We start from the raw sequence: 18,423 nt of genomic DNA on the forward strand, positions 1-18,423 counted from the left end.
AGTCAAGAGAAAAAATTTATTTTTCAACTGGACAAAAATTAATAGTACAAAAATTAGCAATCGGGATGACACGATTTGAACGTGCGACCCCTTCGTCCCGAACGAAGTGCGCTACCAAGCTGCGCTACATCCCGATAATATAGTCACTTTTTCCATTATATCATATGTAGTTGTTTTTGGGTTAGTCACCTTCAACTTGAGTGACACGACGGATTTCTAAGACATCACTAAGATTTTTTAGACGTTGAATGCTGTTTTCTAATTGTTCGTGATCCCGAATTTCGATGCTGAGGGAAATTAACGCGGGTTTACCGAAACTGGTTTTAACACCAGCATTACAGACATTAATATTCTGATCGCTCAGACGAGTTAAAATATCTCGTAGAACACCAACTCGATCGATAGCTTCTATTTGTAGATCGACTTGGTAGGTTTGCGCTCGTCCGTTGGTTTCAACTGGGTTCCAGTGTACAGGGATTAATCTTTCGCCATCAATTTGAGCAACATTGGGACAGCCTTGACGATGAATAGCTATTCCTTTAGCACCTCGACTGACAAAACCTAAAATCGGTTCCCCAGGTAAAGGATTACAACATCGTGCAATATAATAAACTAATCCTTCTACTCCTGCGATCGGTGATTTACTCTTAGTGGTTACATTAGTCGTACGGGTCGAAGTTTGGATCAAAGAGGGTAATTCTGGAACTCTTGTGGTTTCTCGCACCCGGTTAACTACATTAAACAGAGTCAATTCTCCGTATCCTAAACCCGCTAATAAATCTTCGACTGACTGATAGTTGCATTGTTTAGCGACTCTTTGCATCCGTTCTGATTTTAACAAAGCATCTAAGCCATTTTTACCCAGTTCTTTTTCTAATAAATCTCGTCCTCTGGCGATATTTTCGTCACGACTACAACGCTTAAACCATTGACGGATGCGATGACGAGCGCTGGGAGTAATAACAAAATTCAGCCAATCTAAACTAGGATGGCTATTTTTACTGGTAATAATTTCTACAATATCACCATTTTCTAATCTTGTATCCAAAACCGACCAACGGCCATTAATTCGCGCTCCTTTCATATGATGACCTACTTCGGTATGGATGCGATAGGCAAAATCAACCGGGGTTGCACCTCTCGCTAAAGCAATGACATCACCATCGGGGGTAAAAACATAGACATCATCCTCAAAAAGATCCCCTTTGAGTCTATCCATGTACTCTTGTGCGTCTTTCACCTCTTTTAAATCATTTTGCCACTCAATTAATTGACGCAACCAAGTAAATTTTTCATCATCAGAAGACGTTGCAGTAAAGCTCGCTCCTCCAGTTTCCTTATATTTCCAGTGTGCAGCAATTCCGTATTCTGCGATGTGGTGCATTTCTAGAGTACGGATCTGGATTTCTAGCGGACGACCGTTTAAACTAACAACAGAAGTATGTAAAGACTGATAGCGGTTTGGTTTCGGTAATCCGATATAATCTTTAAAGCGTCCTGGAATTGGGGTAAAAACATCATGGACGATCGCTAAAGTTCGATAACATTCTTCATTGGTTTCCACAATAATTCTGACAGCAGCAATATCATAGATTTCGTGGAACTCTTTTTCTTGTCGCTGCATCTTGCTGTAGATGCCATATAAATGTTTTGGTCTTCCTTTTATTTCATTAACTTTAACGCCAATTTTGTTTAAACGTTCTTTTAATATATTAGAAATTAAATCTAATCTTGCTTCTCGATCAACTCTTTTTTCTGCAATAAAGGATTGAATTTCTCTATATGAATCGGGTTCTAAATATTTAAAACACAAATCTTCTAATTCCCATTTTAAACTACCAATTCCTAAACGGTTCGCTAAAGGGGCAAATATTTCTTTAGTTTCTAGAGCAATGCGTTTTTGTTTTTCGGGATCAAGAGGATCGAGTGTTCTCATATTATGCAGTCGATCCGCTAATTTAACCACAATCACCCGAACATCTTTTGCCATTGCGAGGAACATTCGACGAAAGTTCTCTGCTTGACGTTCCGTTTTACTGGAAAAATTAAACTTAGATAACTTGGTGACTCCCTCCACCAGTTGACGCACTTCATTACCGAAGCGTTCCTCTATTTCTTCGACTGTGACATCCGTATCTTCTACCACATCATGCAAAAATCCCGCAGCCACCATCGCTTTATCTCCCCCCAAGTCTCGCAGTAAACCCGCGACAGCTATGGGATGAGCGATATACGGTTCACCCGATTTTCGGCGTTGTCCTTCATGTAGTTTATAGGCAAAATTAAACGCTTGACAAATTAAATGGGTGTCTTCGTTAGGTATTCCTTTTTCTACAGAAAGTAAACATTGTTGTAACCAGTCGGGAAGAGAAACGGAAAAGCTTTCAATGTCGGTATCGGGTTGGGTTAAAGTGATAGTTTTCATAATCTCTTAAAGGGTTTTGGAGTCACTAACAGTAAGACGAAGAATTGGGATGTCTATTTAATTTAGCTATTCTTTTCATTAATGTGTTGATCGATTAATGAAATAAATACATTGAATCTATGCTAAGTTGACACAGAATGAATTTCTGCTAATCTCTCTAGCAATAAAAACAGGATTAATTCGGAAAAAAGCGGGTTTGTTTTAATGTTTTGAGCCTTAAAACGAAACTCGGACTATATTGATCTTAAGATTGAATACACGAGGAACTTTATTTAACAAATTGTAACGCAAATTGTCGTTTATGCTACCATCTTCTTACAAAGAAGTTTATCAAAATTTTCTAGAAGCCCTCAAATCTTTACAGGAAGCGGAAAAGCTGTCTACTGAGGAAAGAATAACGGCTTTTGCTAGAGTAGAACATATGTTCCAAAATCAATTACTCACGTTAACCGATGAAGAACTTGATCCTAATATTGTCTCGCGTTGGCTACCAATTCAAACAGAATTACATCGAATGTTTAAACTTTTGGCAACTGATTGGTTATTTTTGCGGTCATCTCGACAAGTGTCAACCCAAAAGGAGCGATTAAAACTATTTTGCGATCGTATTGAACAAATGAGCAAGTTTTGTCGCATTTTATTAGAGGAGACGGATTAATCAAAATAAGGATCAACCACTCATGACTCAACCTATTTTAAATGTAGAAAATTTAAAAATTGCTTACTGGGGAAACTCCCAAGAGAAAAAATGGGCAGTTGATGAGGTTTCTTTTACACTATCACCAGGGGAAAAATTAGGTTTAGTGGGTGAGTCAGGATGTGGTAAATCTACTATTGGACGCGCTTTGATGCGACTGCTTCCCGAAACAAGCGTCATTGAAGGAGAAATACTATATCAAAATCAATCTCTTTTGTCTTTATCGGGTTTAGCGTTACGTCAGTTTCGTGGGGAAGTCGTCGGGTTAGTTTTCCAAGATCCCATGACTCGTTTAAACCCATTAATGACCATTGGTGATCATTGTATCGAAACTCTCAAAGCACATCAAGGAAATCTTTCTCGTCGTCAAGCTCAAGAAAAAGCAATTTATACTTTAGAAAAAGTCAAAATACCGCCGAACCGTTGGGGACAATATCCCCATGAGTTTAGTGGTGGGATGAGACAACGAGTAGCGATCGCATTAGCATTACTTCTTAGTCCCAAACTGATCATAGCTGATGAACCGACTACCAGTCTAGATGTTACTGTAGCCGCAGAAATCCTTCAAGAATTAACCCGTCTTTGTAGCGAAGAACAGATGGGATTATTATTAATTTCTCACGATTTGGCTATGATTGGAGAATATTGCGATCGTATTGCCGTAATGTATCAAGGACAGATTGTCGAAACAGGTTTAGTCAATGATATTTTCTTACATCCACAACATAATTATACTCAATCTTTACTCAAAGCCGCATTACATCTTCAAGTTACCGAAACAGGATTAGAAATACAACAACCGACGACAAAAGAAACCTCAACTCAAATCACTTATCCTTTATTAAAAGTCCAAGATTTAAAACAACATTACACCCTAGAAGGCAGTTTTTTTGAACAATGGGTTACTCAAGAAAAAAAATTTATTAAAGCAGTCGATGGGGTTAGTTTTGAACTCTATCCAGGGGAAACATTAGGTTTAGTTGGTGAGTCGGGATGTGGCAAAAGTACCTTATCTCGTACCATTTTACAGTTAATCCGTCCTACATCAGGTCTCATTCAATTTCAAAATGAACAATTAAATACTTTAACCGTGGAAAAAATGCGCCTCAAACGACGAATGATTCAGATGATTTTTCAAGATCCCCACGCTTGTTTAAATCCTTTGATGACCATTGGAGAAAGTATAGCAGATCCTTTATTGATTCATCATTTAGTTAAGACACCCGAAGCCGCGAAAAAAGAAGTAATAGAAATGTTAAAAAAAGTGGGATTAACGCCGCCAGAAGATTATTATAATCGATATCCGAAAGAATTATCGGGTGGGCAACAACAAAGAGTAGCTATTGCTAGGGCTTTGATTACTAAACCACAATTAGTCATCTGTGATGAACCTGTTAGTATGCTCGATGCCAGTATTCAAAGTCAAGTGTTAGAGTTAATGTTAGATTTAAAAAAACAATTAAAATTAACTTATTTATTTATTACTCATGATCTTTGGGTAGCGCGATATTTTTGCGATCGTATTGCGGTGATGAATAGTGGTAAAATAGTCGAGATTGGTCAAACTGAAGATATTTTTAATTACCCGCAAGATCCATATACTCAAAAATTATTAAAGGCGGCTCCTTTAATTCGTTCTCAGTTAAATTAAATCATTTAATGATTGAATTTTGATATAATTAACCAAAAAAATATGAGAGAATGTAGGGGTTTGGTCTCCAAACCCAATAAAAACGCGTTATGGCACTGATGAAGTAAGAGAAATGAAGACCATTAAGGTTAAAAATATTTATGAAAAAGACCAGAAAAAACAGTAAATATCAAATCGGTTTAGTTATTGTTGGACTTAGTTTATTACTAAATAGCTGCGGGGAAAATCAAACACCAACTGGTCAAAATTCGGGAAATACCAATGATACCAGCATAACGAATCAAAATAGCCGTTTAGCCACAATTAAACAGCGTGGTAAATTAATTTGTGGGGTGAATGGACAATTACCCGGTTTTAGTTTTGTGAATGAACAAGGGGAATATACAGGGTTAGATGTGGATATCTGTCGTGCGATCGCAGCAGCATTATTCGATGATCCCACAAAAGTAGAATACCGCGCCCTGAGTACCCAAGAAAGATTTACCGCAGTACAATCAGGAGAAGTCGATATCCTCAGCCGCAACACGACTTATACTCTGAGTCGAGATACATCGGTTGGGTTAGAATTTGCCCCAATCACGTTTTATGATGGTCAAGGAATGATGGTATCTAAAGCGAGTGGGATTAAAACTCTAGAGGATCTCAAAGGAAAAACCATCTGTGTACAGGCTGGAACGACCACAGAGCTTAATTTATCTGACCAAATGCGAAAACGGGGTATAGATTATACACCCGTTGTATTTGACGATCCTGACGCGATGTATGCCGCTTATCAACAGGGACGTTGTCAGGCGGCAACCTCAGATCGATCGCAACTCAGTTCACGACGAAGCGCTTTACCTAAACCCGATGATCACATTGTTCTTGATACAGTCCTTTCTAAAGAACCTTTAGCGGTAGCGGTAGCTAATGGTGACTCTGCATGGTTTGATGTGGTGAAATGGTCGATTTATGCTTTGATGGAAGCAGAAGAATTAGGGATTACTGCCAAAAATATTAGTACTTTTGCTAATAGTCAAGATCCTTCCGTGAAAAGATTTTTAGGAGCTGAAGGCGAGTTAGGGGCAGATATGGGGCTATCTAATGATTTTGCTGCCCGTATTGTAAAACACGTGGGCAATTATGAGGAAATATACGATCGTAATATTACGAAAACTATTGGTTTGCAACGCGGTTTAAATCAACTTTGGACAAAAGGCGGTTTATTATATTCTCCTCCATTTCGTTAGGGACTAAAACCTGTAACAATTTCCAAAGCAGTACGAATTTGTGGCCAATAAAACTCTTCTAAAATTCCTATCTTACCTAACACGCGTTGGCCATCTACTGCTCGAATTTGCCCAACATCCAAAAAACGATCTTGATCTAATCCGTTCCTTTTACTAGCATAAATATTAACAACATACGGAGCTTGTTTGTTACCTTTCGGCATCGATTCCATCCCCTACTACTATATCCCATTCTTTGATTTCTTGCTGGTAGTTCGGGTCTTCTAAATCTTCCTGCAAGGCTGCTATTATTTCAGATTCTAGAATAAGCTTTCGCTGTTGGGTTAAAAGATTATTGATATAATCACTACGATTACCTTTAGCCATCTTGTCTAAAAAACTGATTAAATCTTCGTCTAATGTTACTGCTATTTTTTGTTTCATCTGAATTAAGCAATAAGTATGATATTATTATCATACCATTTAATGATTGTATCAATCATAGTATTACTCTTTAGATTGGCAACGCGGTTTAAATCAACTTTGGACAAAAGGCGGTTTATTATATTCTCCTCCATTTCGTTAGGGATTAAATGAGCGTTTTAAAAAATAAACAAGAAATTCAATTGCTGGATTTATTCTGCGGAATTGGAGGATTTAGAATCGCGGCTGAAATAGCTTGTCAGGAAAAAAACATAAAACCTAAGTTTGTTTTTTCTAGTGATATTGATTCAGATGCACAAAAAATTTATCATGCTAATTTTGAAGAAATTCCACAAGGCGATATTACTAAAATTGATGCAGCTAATATCCCTGAGCATGATATTTTATTAGCAGGATTTCCCTGTCAACCTTTTAGTATATGTGGTGATTTAAAAGGTTTTAAAGATAGTCGCGGAACCTTATTCTTTGATATCGCTCGTATTTTAGAAGCAAAACAACCATCAGCTTTTATTTTAGAAAATGTTAAACAGTTAAAAGGACATCAACAAGGTAAAACTCTACAACGAATTATAGAAACATTAAAGGATTTAGGATATTATACAGACTATCAAGTTTTAAATGCTCTTGATTTTGGGTTACCTCAAAAGCGTGAGAGAATTTTTATCGTAGGATTGAGAAATCATAACTCATTTGTCTGGAGAAAACCTAAAATTATCATGAAACCTTTATCATACATTATTGAAAAATCTGTTAATAAATCTTACTACGCATCAGAGAGAATACGACAAAATCGTCTCGCCAAAACTAGAGATAAAATACACAATACTGAGCCGACAATATGGCACGAAAATAAATCAGGAAATATTAGTATTTATCCCTTTTCTTGTGCATTAAGATCAGGAGCATCTTATAATTATTTATTAGTCAATGGAGAAAGGAGATTAACCGAGCGTGAAATGTTACGACTTCAAGGTTTTCCAGACTCCTATAAAATTATAGGTAGTTATCAAGCAATGCGTAAACTTGTTGGTAATACTGTTGCTATTCCTTGCGTTGTTGCTGTATTTGAATCTGTGCTAGATGTATTATTGAATTCTCAATCTAATCTAGATAGCCAATCTTCTATTATAACTACACAACTTAGTTTATTTAATCATGAAGGTTTAATCAATCATGTCTAGTATACAAGAAGCTAAAGATCAACTTAATGACGTTATCAAAAAATCTAGAGTTGATATGTATAAACCTATTCAAATTGCAGAAGTTTTAAGATATTCTCGTTTAAACATAGATAAGGCTCTTCAAATTACAGAACTCGCAACGTATAAAAATAAATCTTGTAAATGGAGAGATGAAGTCACTAAAGTATTACTTGGTAAAAGTTGTACATCTTCAGCTAATTATCAGCATGATTTATGGAATGCAGTTCCACCAGAATCACTAAAACTTCTTGATACAGAAAATAAGCGAACTAATGGCGGTGTAGAACGCTATATTTATTTAAAATTTAGTGAAAAACAAAAAACAATAGCTAGTATTATTGCTTACATTGAAAGCACTGAATCTAAAAAATTTGAATTGAGTGAATTATTGCAATTTTTTAAACTTAATCCAGGAATAAAACGAAGTATCGATAAAGCATATGAAATTGTTACTTATAGTTTATTTGAAACTATTATAGTAGCTCTAGAAACAAAAATTACCGTTAGTGTTCCATCAAAAAAGCAAAATTTATTAAATGAATTTTCTGATTTAGCTAAAGTTTTACTTGGTTTGCAAGAAGGACATAATTCGTGGGAATTTGCAGCCCATATCTATAGAGTAGGAGTTACTAATGCAGCAGATAGAGGTCTAGATATGTGGGCTAATTTTGGACCAGCAATTCAAATAAAACATCTTACACTTGATACAGAAACTGCCAAAAAGATTATAGACCAAATTGAGAGTGATCACATCGTTATTGTTTGCCGTGATACTGATAAAAATATCATTCAAACAATAACTCAACAAATTGGTTGGGGACAAAGAGTTCGGGGTATTATTCAAGAATCTGAGCTAATTTCTTGGTATGATCGTTGTTTGAAAGGGAAATTCTCTAATGAGTTAGCCAAACCACTACTTGAGTGTATAGCTAATAGTTTTAGGAAAGAATTTCCTCACTCAGTTGCTTTAGCAGATTTTTTAGAAGAGAGAAAATATATTACCATAATAGTCGATAGTTTTTGGACTACAAATAATGACATAGATAAGATAAAAACAGATCAATAAGGAATGGTTACATTGTTTGTATTCAAATGTGAGGTTGATTTTTGTGATGAATGATGAAAAAATACCGTTTTGGCAAGATGATCGTGTATTAAAAATTGCAATACAAGGATTAGTCGTTTTAATTTTATTGATTATTATTTCGATTTTAGGGACAAATATTATACGAAATTTTCGAGATTTAGGTTTAACTTTTGGCTTTGGTTTTCTGAGTCGTCCATCATCATTCGGTATTGGAGATACAGCTATTCCCTATCAGCCATCTGATCCTTATAGTCGGGCTATTATAGTCGGAATAACTAACACTTTACGAGTAATTATTATCGGAATTATTTTAGCAAGTTTATTAGGAATTACCGCAGGAATTGCACGTTTATCAGATAATTGGTTAGTCCAAAAAAACGCAACAATTTATGTAGAAGTTTTTCGGAATACTCCATTACTCTTACAATTATTTTTCTGGTACTTTGCGGTTTTTATCAAGTTACCAACTGCTGAAAAAGCAATTCAATTTTTGGGTTTATTCACTTTTAGTAATATCGGTTTATCTTTACCTTGGCCAAGAAATTATTTAGCCTTAATATTTTTATTAATTCTTGTTGTTTTGGGTGTTTATTTATGGAAGAAAAGAACTCAAAAATTGATAGAACAGAGTTCATCAGTACAAGTTTTATCAGGAATATTAATGACAATATTAACAGCTATAATTCTAATTTTATTTTTTGGTTTAAACTGGCAAATACCGCAATTTAATCCGACAATTTCAGCATTTGAGGGAGGGTTAACTTTATCTCCAGAATTAGCAACTTTAGTAATAGGATTAACCTTTTATACAGCCGCGTTTATTGCTGAAGTGATTAGAGCAGGTATACAATCTGTAAATAAAGGACAATGGGAGGCAGCAAAAGCATTAGGATTAAAACCATATTGGGTGATGCAACTGATTATTTTACCTCAAGCATTACGAGTAATTATTCCTCCTTTAACCAGTGAATTTTTGAATTTAGCAAAAAACTCTAGTTTAGCGATCGCTATTGGTTATAATGATGTTTATGGAATTGCAAATACAATAGCAAATCAAACAGGACGTTCTATCGAAATGTTATTAATTTTAATGTCTACTTATCTAATAATTAATCTAATTATCTCAACAATTATGAATAAAATTAATTCTTCAGTTCAAATAAAAGAAAGATAAAAAAATGAATAATTTATCCTCTCCAGTTCCGATTATATGGCTTAGAAATAATCTTTTTAATACTTGGTATAATAGTTTACTGACACTGATAAGTATTGTCTTCCTATTTGGGATTGGTTCGAGTTTTATTCAATGGGCATTGACTGAGGCAAAATGGACAGTTATACCAGCGAATTTACGGTTATTTTTTGTCGGACGTTATCCACAAGATCAAATATGGAGAGTTTGGATAACATTAGGATTAATTGTTGCTAATGGTGGATTTTCTTGGGGACTATTAACTCGTTTAAATCGCTTATTTGATCGAACAAGTTTAATGATTATAGGCATTTTATCTATGACTTGTGTAGCGATCGCAATTCCCACTAAAATTTATTCTAGCCTATTTCTACTGATTAACTTAGTTTTATTCATCGCCACAGCTATAGTTAGTAAACCTTTAGGAAAACGTTTTCCAAAACTTGTTGTTTTTCTGCCCTTAATTTGGTTCATCAATTTTCTAATCATTCTTTTGCTTTTGCAAGGCGGCTTATTTTTAGAAGTTGTTAGATTAGATGATTTGAGTGGATTAATTCTCACAATTTTAACCGCATTAGTCAGTATTGTACTGTCTTTTCCCTTTGGAATTCTTTTAGCATTAGGAAGACAAAGTAATTTACCCGTAATTCGCTGGTTATCTATTGCTTATATTGAAATTATTCGCGGTTTGCCATTAATTGGAATTCTGTTTATGGCACAGATAATGTTACCTTTAGTTTTATCACCCGATGTACGGCCCGATCGCGTCATTCGAGCCATTATCGGTTACACTATTTTTAGTGCTGCATATTTAGCAGAAAATGTGAGAGGTGGCTTACAATCGATTCCAAAAGGTCAATATGAAGCGGCAAAAGCATTAGGATTAAATACCCCTTTATCATTAGCTTTAATCATCTTACCCCAAGCCTTAAAAGCCGTTATCCCTTCAATGGTGGGACAATTTATCAGCTTATTCAAAGATACATCTTTATTAGCAATTATTGGTTTAGTCGATTTACTGGGAATTTCTCAATCTATTTTGGCTAATCCTAAATATATCGGACGCTACGCCGAAGTTTATCTGTTTATTGCCCTCATTTATTTTATTTGTTGTTATGCGATGTCTCTGGCTGCAAGAAAGCTAGAAAAGCAACTAGCTACAGAATAAGCCTTTCTTAGACAGTCAACCCAAAAATAAGCTAAACTGGTAATGAGTTTGTGTTACAGCAATAAAATACAGAAAAATGAACAATCAAAGGGCATACTCTAAACCGATTCGCTCATTAAATGATGCTTTGGAGCAATGTCAAACTTTGGGAATGCGCGTCAGTCGCCAACGTCGCTACATTCTAGAATTATTATGGCAAGCAAACGAACACTTGTCAGCCAGAGAAATCTATGATCGACTTAATCTACAAGGAAAAAATATCGGTCATACTTCTGTATATCAGAACTTAGAAGCTTTGTCAAGTCAGGGAATTATCGAATGTGTCGAACGCTGTGACGGGCGACTATACGGTAATATCAGCGACTCACACAGTCATATTAATTGTGTTGATACTAATCAAATTATGGATGTTCATATCGAATTACCCGAAGATTTGATTAAACAAATTGAAGCGCAAACCGGTATAAAAATTACAGATTATCGTATCGATTTTTATGGTTATAAAAACCAAAAGGCCGTAAACTAATGAAAAACTGGAGTAACTGGGTGATAATTTGTGAGCGATCGCACTATTAATGTATTATTAATCGATGATGATCCGATTTTCCGACTAGGACTCTCTCAAGGACTTGTTTCGGTTTTAGATGTACGAGTTATAGCGCTCATCGACTCTGTAACAATTCTTAACCAATCGGTTGAGCCATCACCAGATGTAATTATTTTAGATCCTTTATTTCCCGCTTCTGGTGGCGCAAATTGGATACTCTGTCAGTTTCTCGTTTCAAATTATCCCAAAGCTAAAATTTTACTCCTCAGTTCTCAGCTTACACCCACTGATTTAGATCATGCCCAAAAATTGGGTTTAAATGGCTATTGTCCCAAAGGAACGAGTTTAGAAAACTTAGTTACTATTATCCGTCAAATTGCATCCGGTCAACCGTTTTGGTCTGCTACTCCTGCAACAACAAACCCCGTTTTTTCAGTGCGTCGTACTCATTGGCTCATCCGTCTGGCACAATCAGGAATAGAACAAATAGACCAAGAATTATCGAAAATTTTGTATCAACTGAATCAAGAAAATTTATCAAGATTTGATGAATTATATTGGAATGGACGAAGACGAGAATTACTCGCTGCATCTTGGTTAGTTCGGAAACTTATACCCGTCGAAATTGCACCTAGTATTACGCCAAAACCTAGAGAAATTACCCCGAAAAAACCTATAACCGAATCAGCATTATCTGTTATTAGTAATAGCTTACCTGTGGCTAGTAGTCCACGTTCTTTGAGTACGACAACGGTTTATGAAGAAACATTAGGAAAGTTAAGATATAGCTTAGAAAATTACACCGATATTCCCCAAGAAATTGATATTTTACAAGCCGTTAGAAAGAGAGAATTACTTTATATTGTTTTTGAGCAAACTCGAAAAATTCTCGATGAAATTAAGTTTTTAGAATTAGATTATTCTGATTTATTAAGAAGAAAAGATTTAATGTTGCTGGAAATATGGCAAAAATCAACGCAAAAGTTTTTAAAAATTACTTATTCTGAAAGCAATGATCTTTTTAGACAAGAAATTGATCGAATCTTACTGAGAGATTTAAGATTAATTGAAAATGATATTTTAAAAAAAATTCCGTTTGTGAATGAATTATTTGCTTATTTTTTATTTGAGCAAAGTTTAATTGTTGATCAAATTGCCTATCGTGTGGATTCACCAGAAGGAATTAATCGAGCCGTAATTTTGTTAGAAAACCTAATTATACAGATTTCTAACGGCGTAATTGCTACTATTTTAAATAATTTTCCTGAATTAGAATTAATTAAAAAAAATCTGTACAATAATAACTTTATTTCATCTAGAGAAGTTGCTAAATTTCGTAATGATTTATCTTGGAAATATCGAAAAAATAAATATATTGAACATCCTCAAGATATATTTGAAAGTAAATATCGTCTGCTCTATTTAAGTGAAAATAAAATTAAACAAAATTTTATTTATGCACCTCGACAAGAGGAACTTTATCAACTAAATGGTATTCCTTGGCTCGTTACTATTGCCCTAGAATTTAGAGATGCTGTTGCACCGAGACTAAGAAGTATTTTTTCTTTTTTGGGAAAAGGTGTCGTTTATATTTTAACTCAAGTTATTGGGCGTGGAATTGGCTTAATTGTGTTAGGAATTGTCCAAGGTGCTGGTAATACTTGGCAAGAACTTCGTTACAGAAATGGTCAACAAAATAAATAAAATAATTAATAAAATGGGTTTGGAGACCAAACCCCTACACGAGATAATTTCTATAAGGCTCCGGCTGCGGTTTTATCTAATACACCACCACCTAAATGAGAAGTTAAATTAACAGCTTGAATGAGAGGTTGTGAGTCAATACCATCTAAATAATCAATGACACTAACGGCACCATTTCCCTGTTTAACATTCCAAAAATTATCGGGTTTTAAACCTAATAAATAACAAAGAATTACTTTATTAATCGCATCATGAGCGACAACAATACCGACTTTGTGCTGTTCGGAATCACCATATATTTTAACGATATTATTCCAACAAGCGATCGCACGATCCCAAACTTGTTGTAAATTCTCACCTTCTGGCATTTGTACGGTTTCTGGTTGAGTTTTCCACTGTTGTAATAGCCCTGGAAAACCCGCCTCAATTTCTGTTTCTAATTTTCCTTCCCAAAGTCCGTGACAAATTTCGGTTAAATCGGGTTGAAAATCTAAAGAAATTTCAGGATGATATTGTAAGATAATTTCGGCGGTTTCTTTTGGTCGTGCAAGAGGACTACTTACAGCAAAATTGAGATTCACATCTTTAAGAAAATCGGCTGCTTTTTGAGCTTGATTTTTGCCATTTTCATTAAGGGGAATATCTCGTATTCCTTGAAATCTGCCTTCTCGGTTCCATTGCGTTTCACCGTGACGAACTAATAATAAACGTATCCCTTTTTGTGAAGGACGAGAAGAAGGTAAAGAAACGCCTAAATGTGCGGTTTGGTTGAGAGATTCAATTTGAACAGTATCACCTAAACCACCGACAAAATTAAGAACATTGATACAACAATTAGACTGATGCAGCGCATGATATTTAGCGGGGTGCATCCCAAGCGCAGTTAATATTAAACAGCGATTAATTCCATTATGTCCGACTATTAAAATAGTTTGATTGTCATGTTTAGCTAAAATATCTGACCAAAAGTTTTTAGCTTGCTGATACAAAGATAAAAGCGGATAATGTTCTTTTTCCCCATCAAGAATCATTTTAAATTCTTGAGGTGTTTTGTGCCAACAACGATAATCATCTGGGAATTTTTCTTTAACTTCATCTTTGCTGAGATTTTCCCATAAAGGTAAATCGACTTCTATTAGTTGATTGTTTACATTAATTTCAGTAGGATTTACTAAACAAGATTGAATAATTTGGGCGGTTGTTTTTGCCCGTTGCAAAGGACTACAATAAATCGCATCAATATTTATATCTTTAAGAGCTTTACCGACTTTTTCTGCGTCATTTTGCCCTGTTTCAGTTAAAACCGATAGATCGGATCGGCCTTGGATTTTTTGCAAAGCATTAAAGTTACTTTGTCCGTGACGTACTATAATTACCCGCGTAGTCAATCGATTTATCCTCCTTTAAACACGGCTTATCTCAGTTCTAGATTACAAGGATACGACCCATCCGTAAACTGACGGTAAGCTTAATCTATCATTTGCGTTGGGTCTTCAGAAGTCCACGCTTAACTAATTTGGGTTTCTTCTTGAAGTTCATTAGGTGGCGAAGAATATATACTCATAACTTTCCCTGTACTAGGATGAAGAAAAAATAAATGATGAGCATGAAGAGAATAGCCAATATCTCCGGGTACGGGTAAATTTTCGCTTTTTGTCATTTTGGGTATTCCACCAATATCATAAAGCGGATCACCGAGTAAAGGATAACCAACTGTTGCTAAATGTATCCGAATTTGATGGGGTCTTCCAGTCAGAATTTTAACTGCTAAAAGTGTCGTTTGGGAAGTTCTTTTTAAAACTTGACACTCGCTATAAGCAGATAACCCGTCTGGCGTGGCACCATAAATATAACCTAATACAGGATGGGGAATTTTTCCAATCGGCTGAGTAATGATCAGATTTTCTGGTAAATCACTTTTACCCACCAAAGCACGATAGGTTTTAGAAATTTGACGATCGCGCATTTGTTGACTTAGACTAGCTCTAGCCTGAGATGTTTTCGCTAGTAACATTAGTCCTGATGTACCTCTACCCAAGCGATGAATCGGATAGGGTGTATCATTAGGATATTGTTGTTGTAGTTGCTTGAGTAGGGTATGTTCTAAAAATCCTCCTCCTGGTAAAACGGGTAAACCCGATGGCTTATCTACAATGAGTAAATCTGAGTCTTCATACAGTATGGCAAAGGATAAGGGTACATCGGGTTCGTGCCAAGGTTGACGATGATAGGTTAAGCTTTGTCCTTTTTTTAAAATAGTATCGGGTGTTGCGGGCTGGTTATTAATTAAAATTTGTCCTAAAAGTATTCTTTCTCGCCATTCTTGATAGCTAGAGTGACGATATTGGCTATAGTATTCTAATAATGTTAGTCCTGCTTCAGTTTGTCTGACTTGATTTCGATACACCCAACCTTGATTCATTTTGCCTGATTTAATGACGAAGGATGTGCTAAAAAAAGTGAATGACGATGAACTCGCAATAAGTCAAACTCTTTTTGGGCTATTTTCTCTAACATATAAATAACTTGTTGGGGTTGTAGCAAGGTTCCATCATTACGACAACTTCCCACATAGCGCAAAACAATCGATCGCTCATTGCTCGATAATAGGGATAATTCATACAACATCTCGCATAAATTCACCGTCACTCTTTTACCCGACTTGGTTTTCTTCTCCCAGAGAATTTCCGTTTGTTCTTCTATTTGTTCGATCCAAGTTTGCCATTGTTCTGATGTTTCATCTGTTGCTATTGTAATGTGATACTCGGCTTTTTCGAGTAATTGAGTCGCAGCAGGAGAATTTACATAAACTTCTTCCACTTGATACACGGGAAGTTCACTAGGAAGTTGACTGACTAATTTCTCTTTAAATGCTTCTATTTCCATTCTTTGAGTCAGTTCAAAATCAACAATTTCCCCGCTACTGGTTGCCCCTAATGGTAACGCATTGGCGATCGATATTCTAGGACCCGGATGAAAGCCACCGGTAAACGAAATGGGTATCGCAGCGCGTCTGATCACCCGATCAAATAAACGAACTAAGTCTAAATGACTCACCAACGCCATTTCGCCAATTTTGCCAAACCAAACCCGCATTCTTTGCGATCGCTGTATATTTGGCTGAAACTGTCCAGCAAACGCGGGAACTTCCATCGCGGGAATGACCACATTATGACCAAAATCTACGCCACACACACCACAATGGGAACAACCCTCAAAAGAACAATCTGGAACGATTGCAGCCATCATAGCCCGATTTAAGTCCTCTTGGAGCCATTTTTTATCTACGCCGCTATCAATATGATCCCACGGTAATGGTGCATCTAGGATTGTTTTTGATTCCGATTCAAATACATTCCATTCCCCTGCTTCGACTTGACGATATTTCCAGCTTAAACCGGCTTCATTGATGGCTTGTGACCATGCGCCATGAGCTTGATCGAGGCTTTCCCACCAAGCATCCATCCCCGCGCCGAGTTGCCATGCCCGATGTACTACAGCAGATAACTTTCTATCACCTCGCCCGACAAAATCTTCCATTGCTGAAATACGGACATCAGTATAGTTGACTTTTGTACCTTTTATGGTTCTAAATTCTTGTTTGAGTAAATCCTGTTTTCGGATAAATTCGGATGTTGAGACGGAGTGCCATTGAAAGGGGGTATGGGGTTTCGGCGTAAAGTTAGAAATGGTGATATTAAAGTCTAGAGGTTTGCGTTTTTGCATCCGACATTCTTGTCTGAGCCATCTTACGGTTTCGGCAATACCCAGTACATCCTCATCGGTTTCACCAGGCAAACCAATCATAAAATAGAGTTTAATTCTATCCCATCCCTGTTCAACGGCGGTTTTAATGCCTCGTAGTAATTCTTCGTTGGTTAAACCTTTATTTACTACATCTCGCAGTCGTTGGGTACCCGCTTCGGGGGCAAAGGTTAGCCCACCTTGGCGTGTCCCACCCAAGATATTAGCAATATTTTCATCAAAGCGATCGACTCTTTGACTGGGTAAAGTTAGGGTAATATTTTCATCTTTGAGACGGTTTTTAATTTCCATCCCAACTGCAGGTAATGCCAAATAATCGGAACAACTCAAGGAAAGTAGGGAAAATTCATTATATCCGGTGGCTCTCATGCCTTTTTCGATGGTTTCTATTACGTCTGTCGGTTCTACGTCTCTAGCAGGACGCGTTAACATTCCTGGTTGACAAAAACGACAACCTCTGGTACAGCCGCGACGAATTTCGATGACGAGGCGATCGTGTACGGTTTCAATGAAGGGAACTAAACCAATAGAATAGGCGGGAATGGGTGTCGCAACTCGTCTTAAGATTCTTGGGGGTACATCGGGGCGGTTGGGTTGAATTGAGCCATCTTCGGCGAGATCATAGAACCGAGGTACATAAACCCCTGGAATTTGGGCTAAATCTAGTAATAATTCTTCTTTGCTCAGATTTGCTGATTTTGCTTCCTCAACAATTAACCCAATTTCGGGTAATAAATGTTCTCCATCTCCAAGGGCAACAAAATCAAAAAAATCGGCGTAGGGTTCGGGGTTAGAGGTGGCAGTTTGCCCACCAGCAAAGATGAGGGGATAGTGTTTATTGGCTCGTTCTTGCCATGTTTTAGGAATACCAGCTAAGTCGAGCATTTCTAGAATATTGGTCGCGCCTAATTCGTAGCTTAGACTAAAACCTAGAATATCGAAATCGCTTAGGGAATGACGGGACTCTAGGGCAAAAAGAGGGGTACTTGTAGCTCTCAGTTTAGCGGCGAGATCGGGTGCAGGTAGATAAGTGCGATCGCATAGTTGACGCGGTTGAGCATTCAAAATGTTATAGAGAATGATGTGACCCAAGTTAGAAGCCCCTACCTCATAGACTTCTGGATAGGTCAAAACCCATCGAACGCTTGCTTCTTCCCACTGCTTGTGGAATGAACCTAACTCGTTACCTAAATAGCGAGCCGGTTTGGTGATCTCTGGTGTGAGAAGATTTTCTAAGGTGACTACTTTCATCCATCAGACCTCCGATAATTTGTGAGCTTCAATACTCAGCTTTTCTAATATATCGGATGTTTTGTTGTCTTGGTGGGAATTA

15 protein-coding genes and 1 tRNA gene are annotated in these 18,423 nt (G+C 36.6%); 9 read left to right on the top strand and 7 right to left on the bottom strand.

Annotation, left to right across the window (positions count from 1 at the left end):
• Window positions 1-60 precede the first annotated feature (60 nt).
• Together C7H19_RS04395 and C7H19_RS04400 are read right to left on the bottom strand one after the other, a co-directional pair.
• Window positions 61-134 (bottom strand) — tRNA-Pro (locus C7H19_RS04395).
• A gap of 47 nt (window positions 135-181) precedes the next feature.
• Complete coding sequence (locus tag C7H19_RS04400; protein WP_106455670.1) at window positions 182-2,425, bottom strand: RelA/SpoT family protein; 2,244 nt, start codon at window positions 2,423-2,425, stop codon at window positions 182-184.
• Between the two features lie 301 nt (window positions 2,426-2,726).
• Between C7H19_RS04400 and patD the strand changes: the two genes are divergently transcribed.
• The 3 genes from patD to C7H19_RS04415 all read left to right on the top strand — a co-directional run bounded on the left by patD (window position 2,727) and on the right by C7H19_RS04415 (window position 6,002).
• Complete coding sequence (patD, locus tag C7H19_RS04405; RefSeq protein WP_106455671.1) at window positions 2,727-3,083, top strand: heterocyst frequency control protein PatD; 357 nt, start codon at window positions 2,727-2,729, stop codon at window positions 3,081-3,083.
• Window positions 3,084-3,117: 34 nt separating this feature from the next.
• Window positions 3,118-4,773, top strand: a complete 1,656-nt coding sequence (locus tag C7H19_RS04410; protein WP_181280527.1) for a dipeptide ABC transporter ATP-binding protein — start codon at window positions 3,118-3,120, stop codon at window positions 4,771-4,773.
• Window positions 4,774-4,913: 140 nt separating this feature from the next.
• Window positions 4,914-6,002, top strand: a complete 1,089-nt coding sequence (locus tag C7H19_RS04415; RefSeq protein ID WP_106455673.1) for an amino acid ABC transporter substrate-binding protein — start codon at window positions 4,914-4,916, stop codon at window positions 6,000-6,002.
• On the opposite strand, the gene C7H19_RS04420 is transcribed toward C7H19_RS04415, so the two are convergent.
• Entirely contained in the window at window positions 5,999-6,205 is a 207-nt protein-coding gene (locus tag C7H19_RS04420) for a type II toxin-antitoxin system PemK/MazF family toxin (RefSeq protein WP_245927286.1), read from the bottom strand. The two genes, C7H19_RS04415 and C7H19_RS04420, sit on opposite strands and share 4 nt — an antisense overlap.
• Window positions 6,192-6,425 carry a type II toxin-antitoxin system MazE family antitoxin gene (mazE, locus tag C7H19_RS04425; RefSeq protein ID WP_106455674.1) on the bottom strand — a complete coding sequence of 78 codons (234 nt, stop codon included), beginning with the start codon at window positions 6,423-6,425 and terminating at the stop codon, window positions 6,192-6,194. Before mazE ends, C7H19_RS04420 begins: the two co-directional genes overlap by 14 nt.
• 149 nt (window positions 6,426-6,574) lie before the next feature.
• On the opposite strand from mazE, the gene C7H19_RS04430 reads away from it, so the two are divergent.
• The 6 genes from C7H19_RS04430 to C7H19_RS04455 all read left to right on the top strand — a co-directional run bounded on the left by C7H19_RS04430 (window position 6,575) and on the right by C7H19_RS04455 (window position 13,325).
• A complete protein-coding gene (locus C7H19_RS04430) occupies window positions 6,575-7,606 on the top strand; it encodes a DNA cytosine methyltransferase (protein WP_106455675.1) in 1,032 nt (343 codons plus the stop codon).
• Complete coding sequence (locus C7H19_RS04435; RefSeq protein WP_106455676.1) at window positions 7,599-8,693, top strand: HaeII family restriction endonuclease; 1,095 nt, start codon at window positions 7,599-7,601, stop codon at window positions 8,691-8,693. Before C7H19_RS04430 ends, C7H19_RS04435 begins: the two co-directional genes overlap by 8 nt.
• A 46-nt stretch (window positions 8,694-8,739) precedes the next feature.
• Window positions 8,740-9,888 (top strand): amino acid ABC transporter permease, encoded by a 1,149-nt coding sequence (locus tag C7H19_RS04440; protein ID WP_181280523.1) that lies wholly within the window; start codon window positions 8,740-8,742, stop codon window positions 9,886-9,888.
• 4 nt (window positions 9,889-9,892) lie between these two features.
• Window positions 9,893-11,074 (top strand): amino acid ABC transporter permease, encoded by a 1,182-nt coding sequence (locus C7H19_RS04445; RefSeq protein ID WP_106455677.1) that lies wholly within the window; start codon window positions 9,893-9,895, stop codon window positions 11,072-11,074.
• Window positions 11,075-11,150: 76 nt separating this feature from the next.
• On the top strand, window positions 11,151-11,600 hold the full coding sequence (locus C7H19_RS04450) for a Fur family transcriptional regulator (RefSeq protein ID WP_106455678.1): 450 nt from the start codon (window positions 11,151-11,153) through the stop codon (window positions 11,598-11,600).
• A gap of 30 nt (window positions 11,601-11,630) precedes the next feature.
• Window positions 11,631-13,325, top strand: coding sequence for a DUF3685 domain-containing protein (locus C7H19_RS04455; RefSeq protein WP_106455679.1), 1,695 nt, complete (start codon window positions 11,631-11,633; stop codon window positions 13,323-13,325).
• Between the two features lie 50 nt (window positions 13,326-13,375).
• Here C7H19_RS04455 and C7H19_RS04460 read toward each other — a convergent pair whose 3' ends face one another.
• The 3 genes from C7H19_RS04460 to C7H19_RS04470 all read right to left on the bottom strand — a co-directional run bounded on the left by C7H19_RS04460 (window position 13,376) and on the right by C7H19_RS04470 (window position 18,341).
• Complete coding sequence (locus tag C7H19_RS04460; protein ID WP_106455680.1) at window positions 13,376-14,713, bottom strand: histidine phosphatase family protein; 1,338 nt, start codon at window positions 14,711-14,713, stop codon at window positions 13,376-13,378.
• Between the two features lie 119 nt (window positions 14,714-14,832).
• The gene (locus C7H19_RS04465; RefSeq protein WP_106455681.1) at window positions 14,833-15,747 is read right to left on the bottom strand and encodes an RluA family pseudouridine synthase; all 915 of its coding nucleotides are present in this window, start codon (window positions 15,745-15,747) and stop codon (window positions 14,833-14,835) included.
• Complete coding sequence (locus C7H19_RS04470) at window positions 15,744-18,341, bottom strand: TIGR03960 family B12-binding radical SAM protein (protein WP_106455682.1); 2,598 nt, start codon at window positions 18,339-18,341, stop codon at window positions 15,744-15,746. Before C7H19_RS04470 ends, C7H19_RS04465 begins: the two co-directional genes overlap by 4 nt.
• Window positions 18,342-18,423 lie beyond the last annotated feature (82 nt).

This window comes from Aphanothece hegewaldii CCALA 016, assembly GCF_003007785.1.
GTDB classification, from domain to species: Bacteria; Cyanobacteriota; Cyanobacteriia; order Cyanobacteriales; family Microcystaceae; genus Chroococcus; species Chroococcus hegewaldii.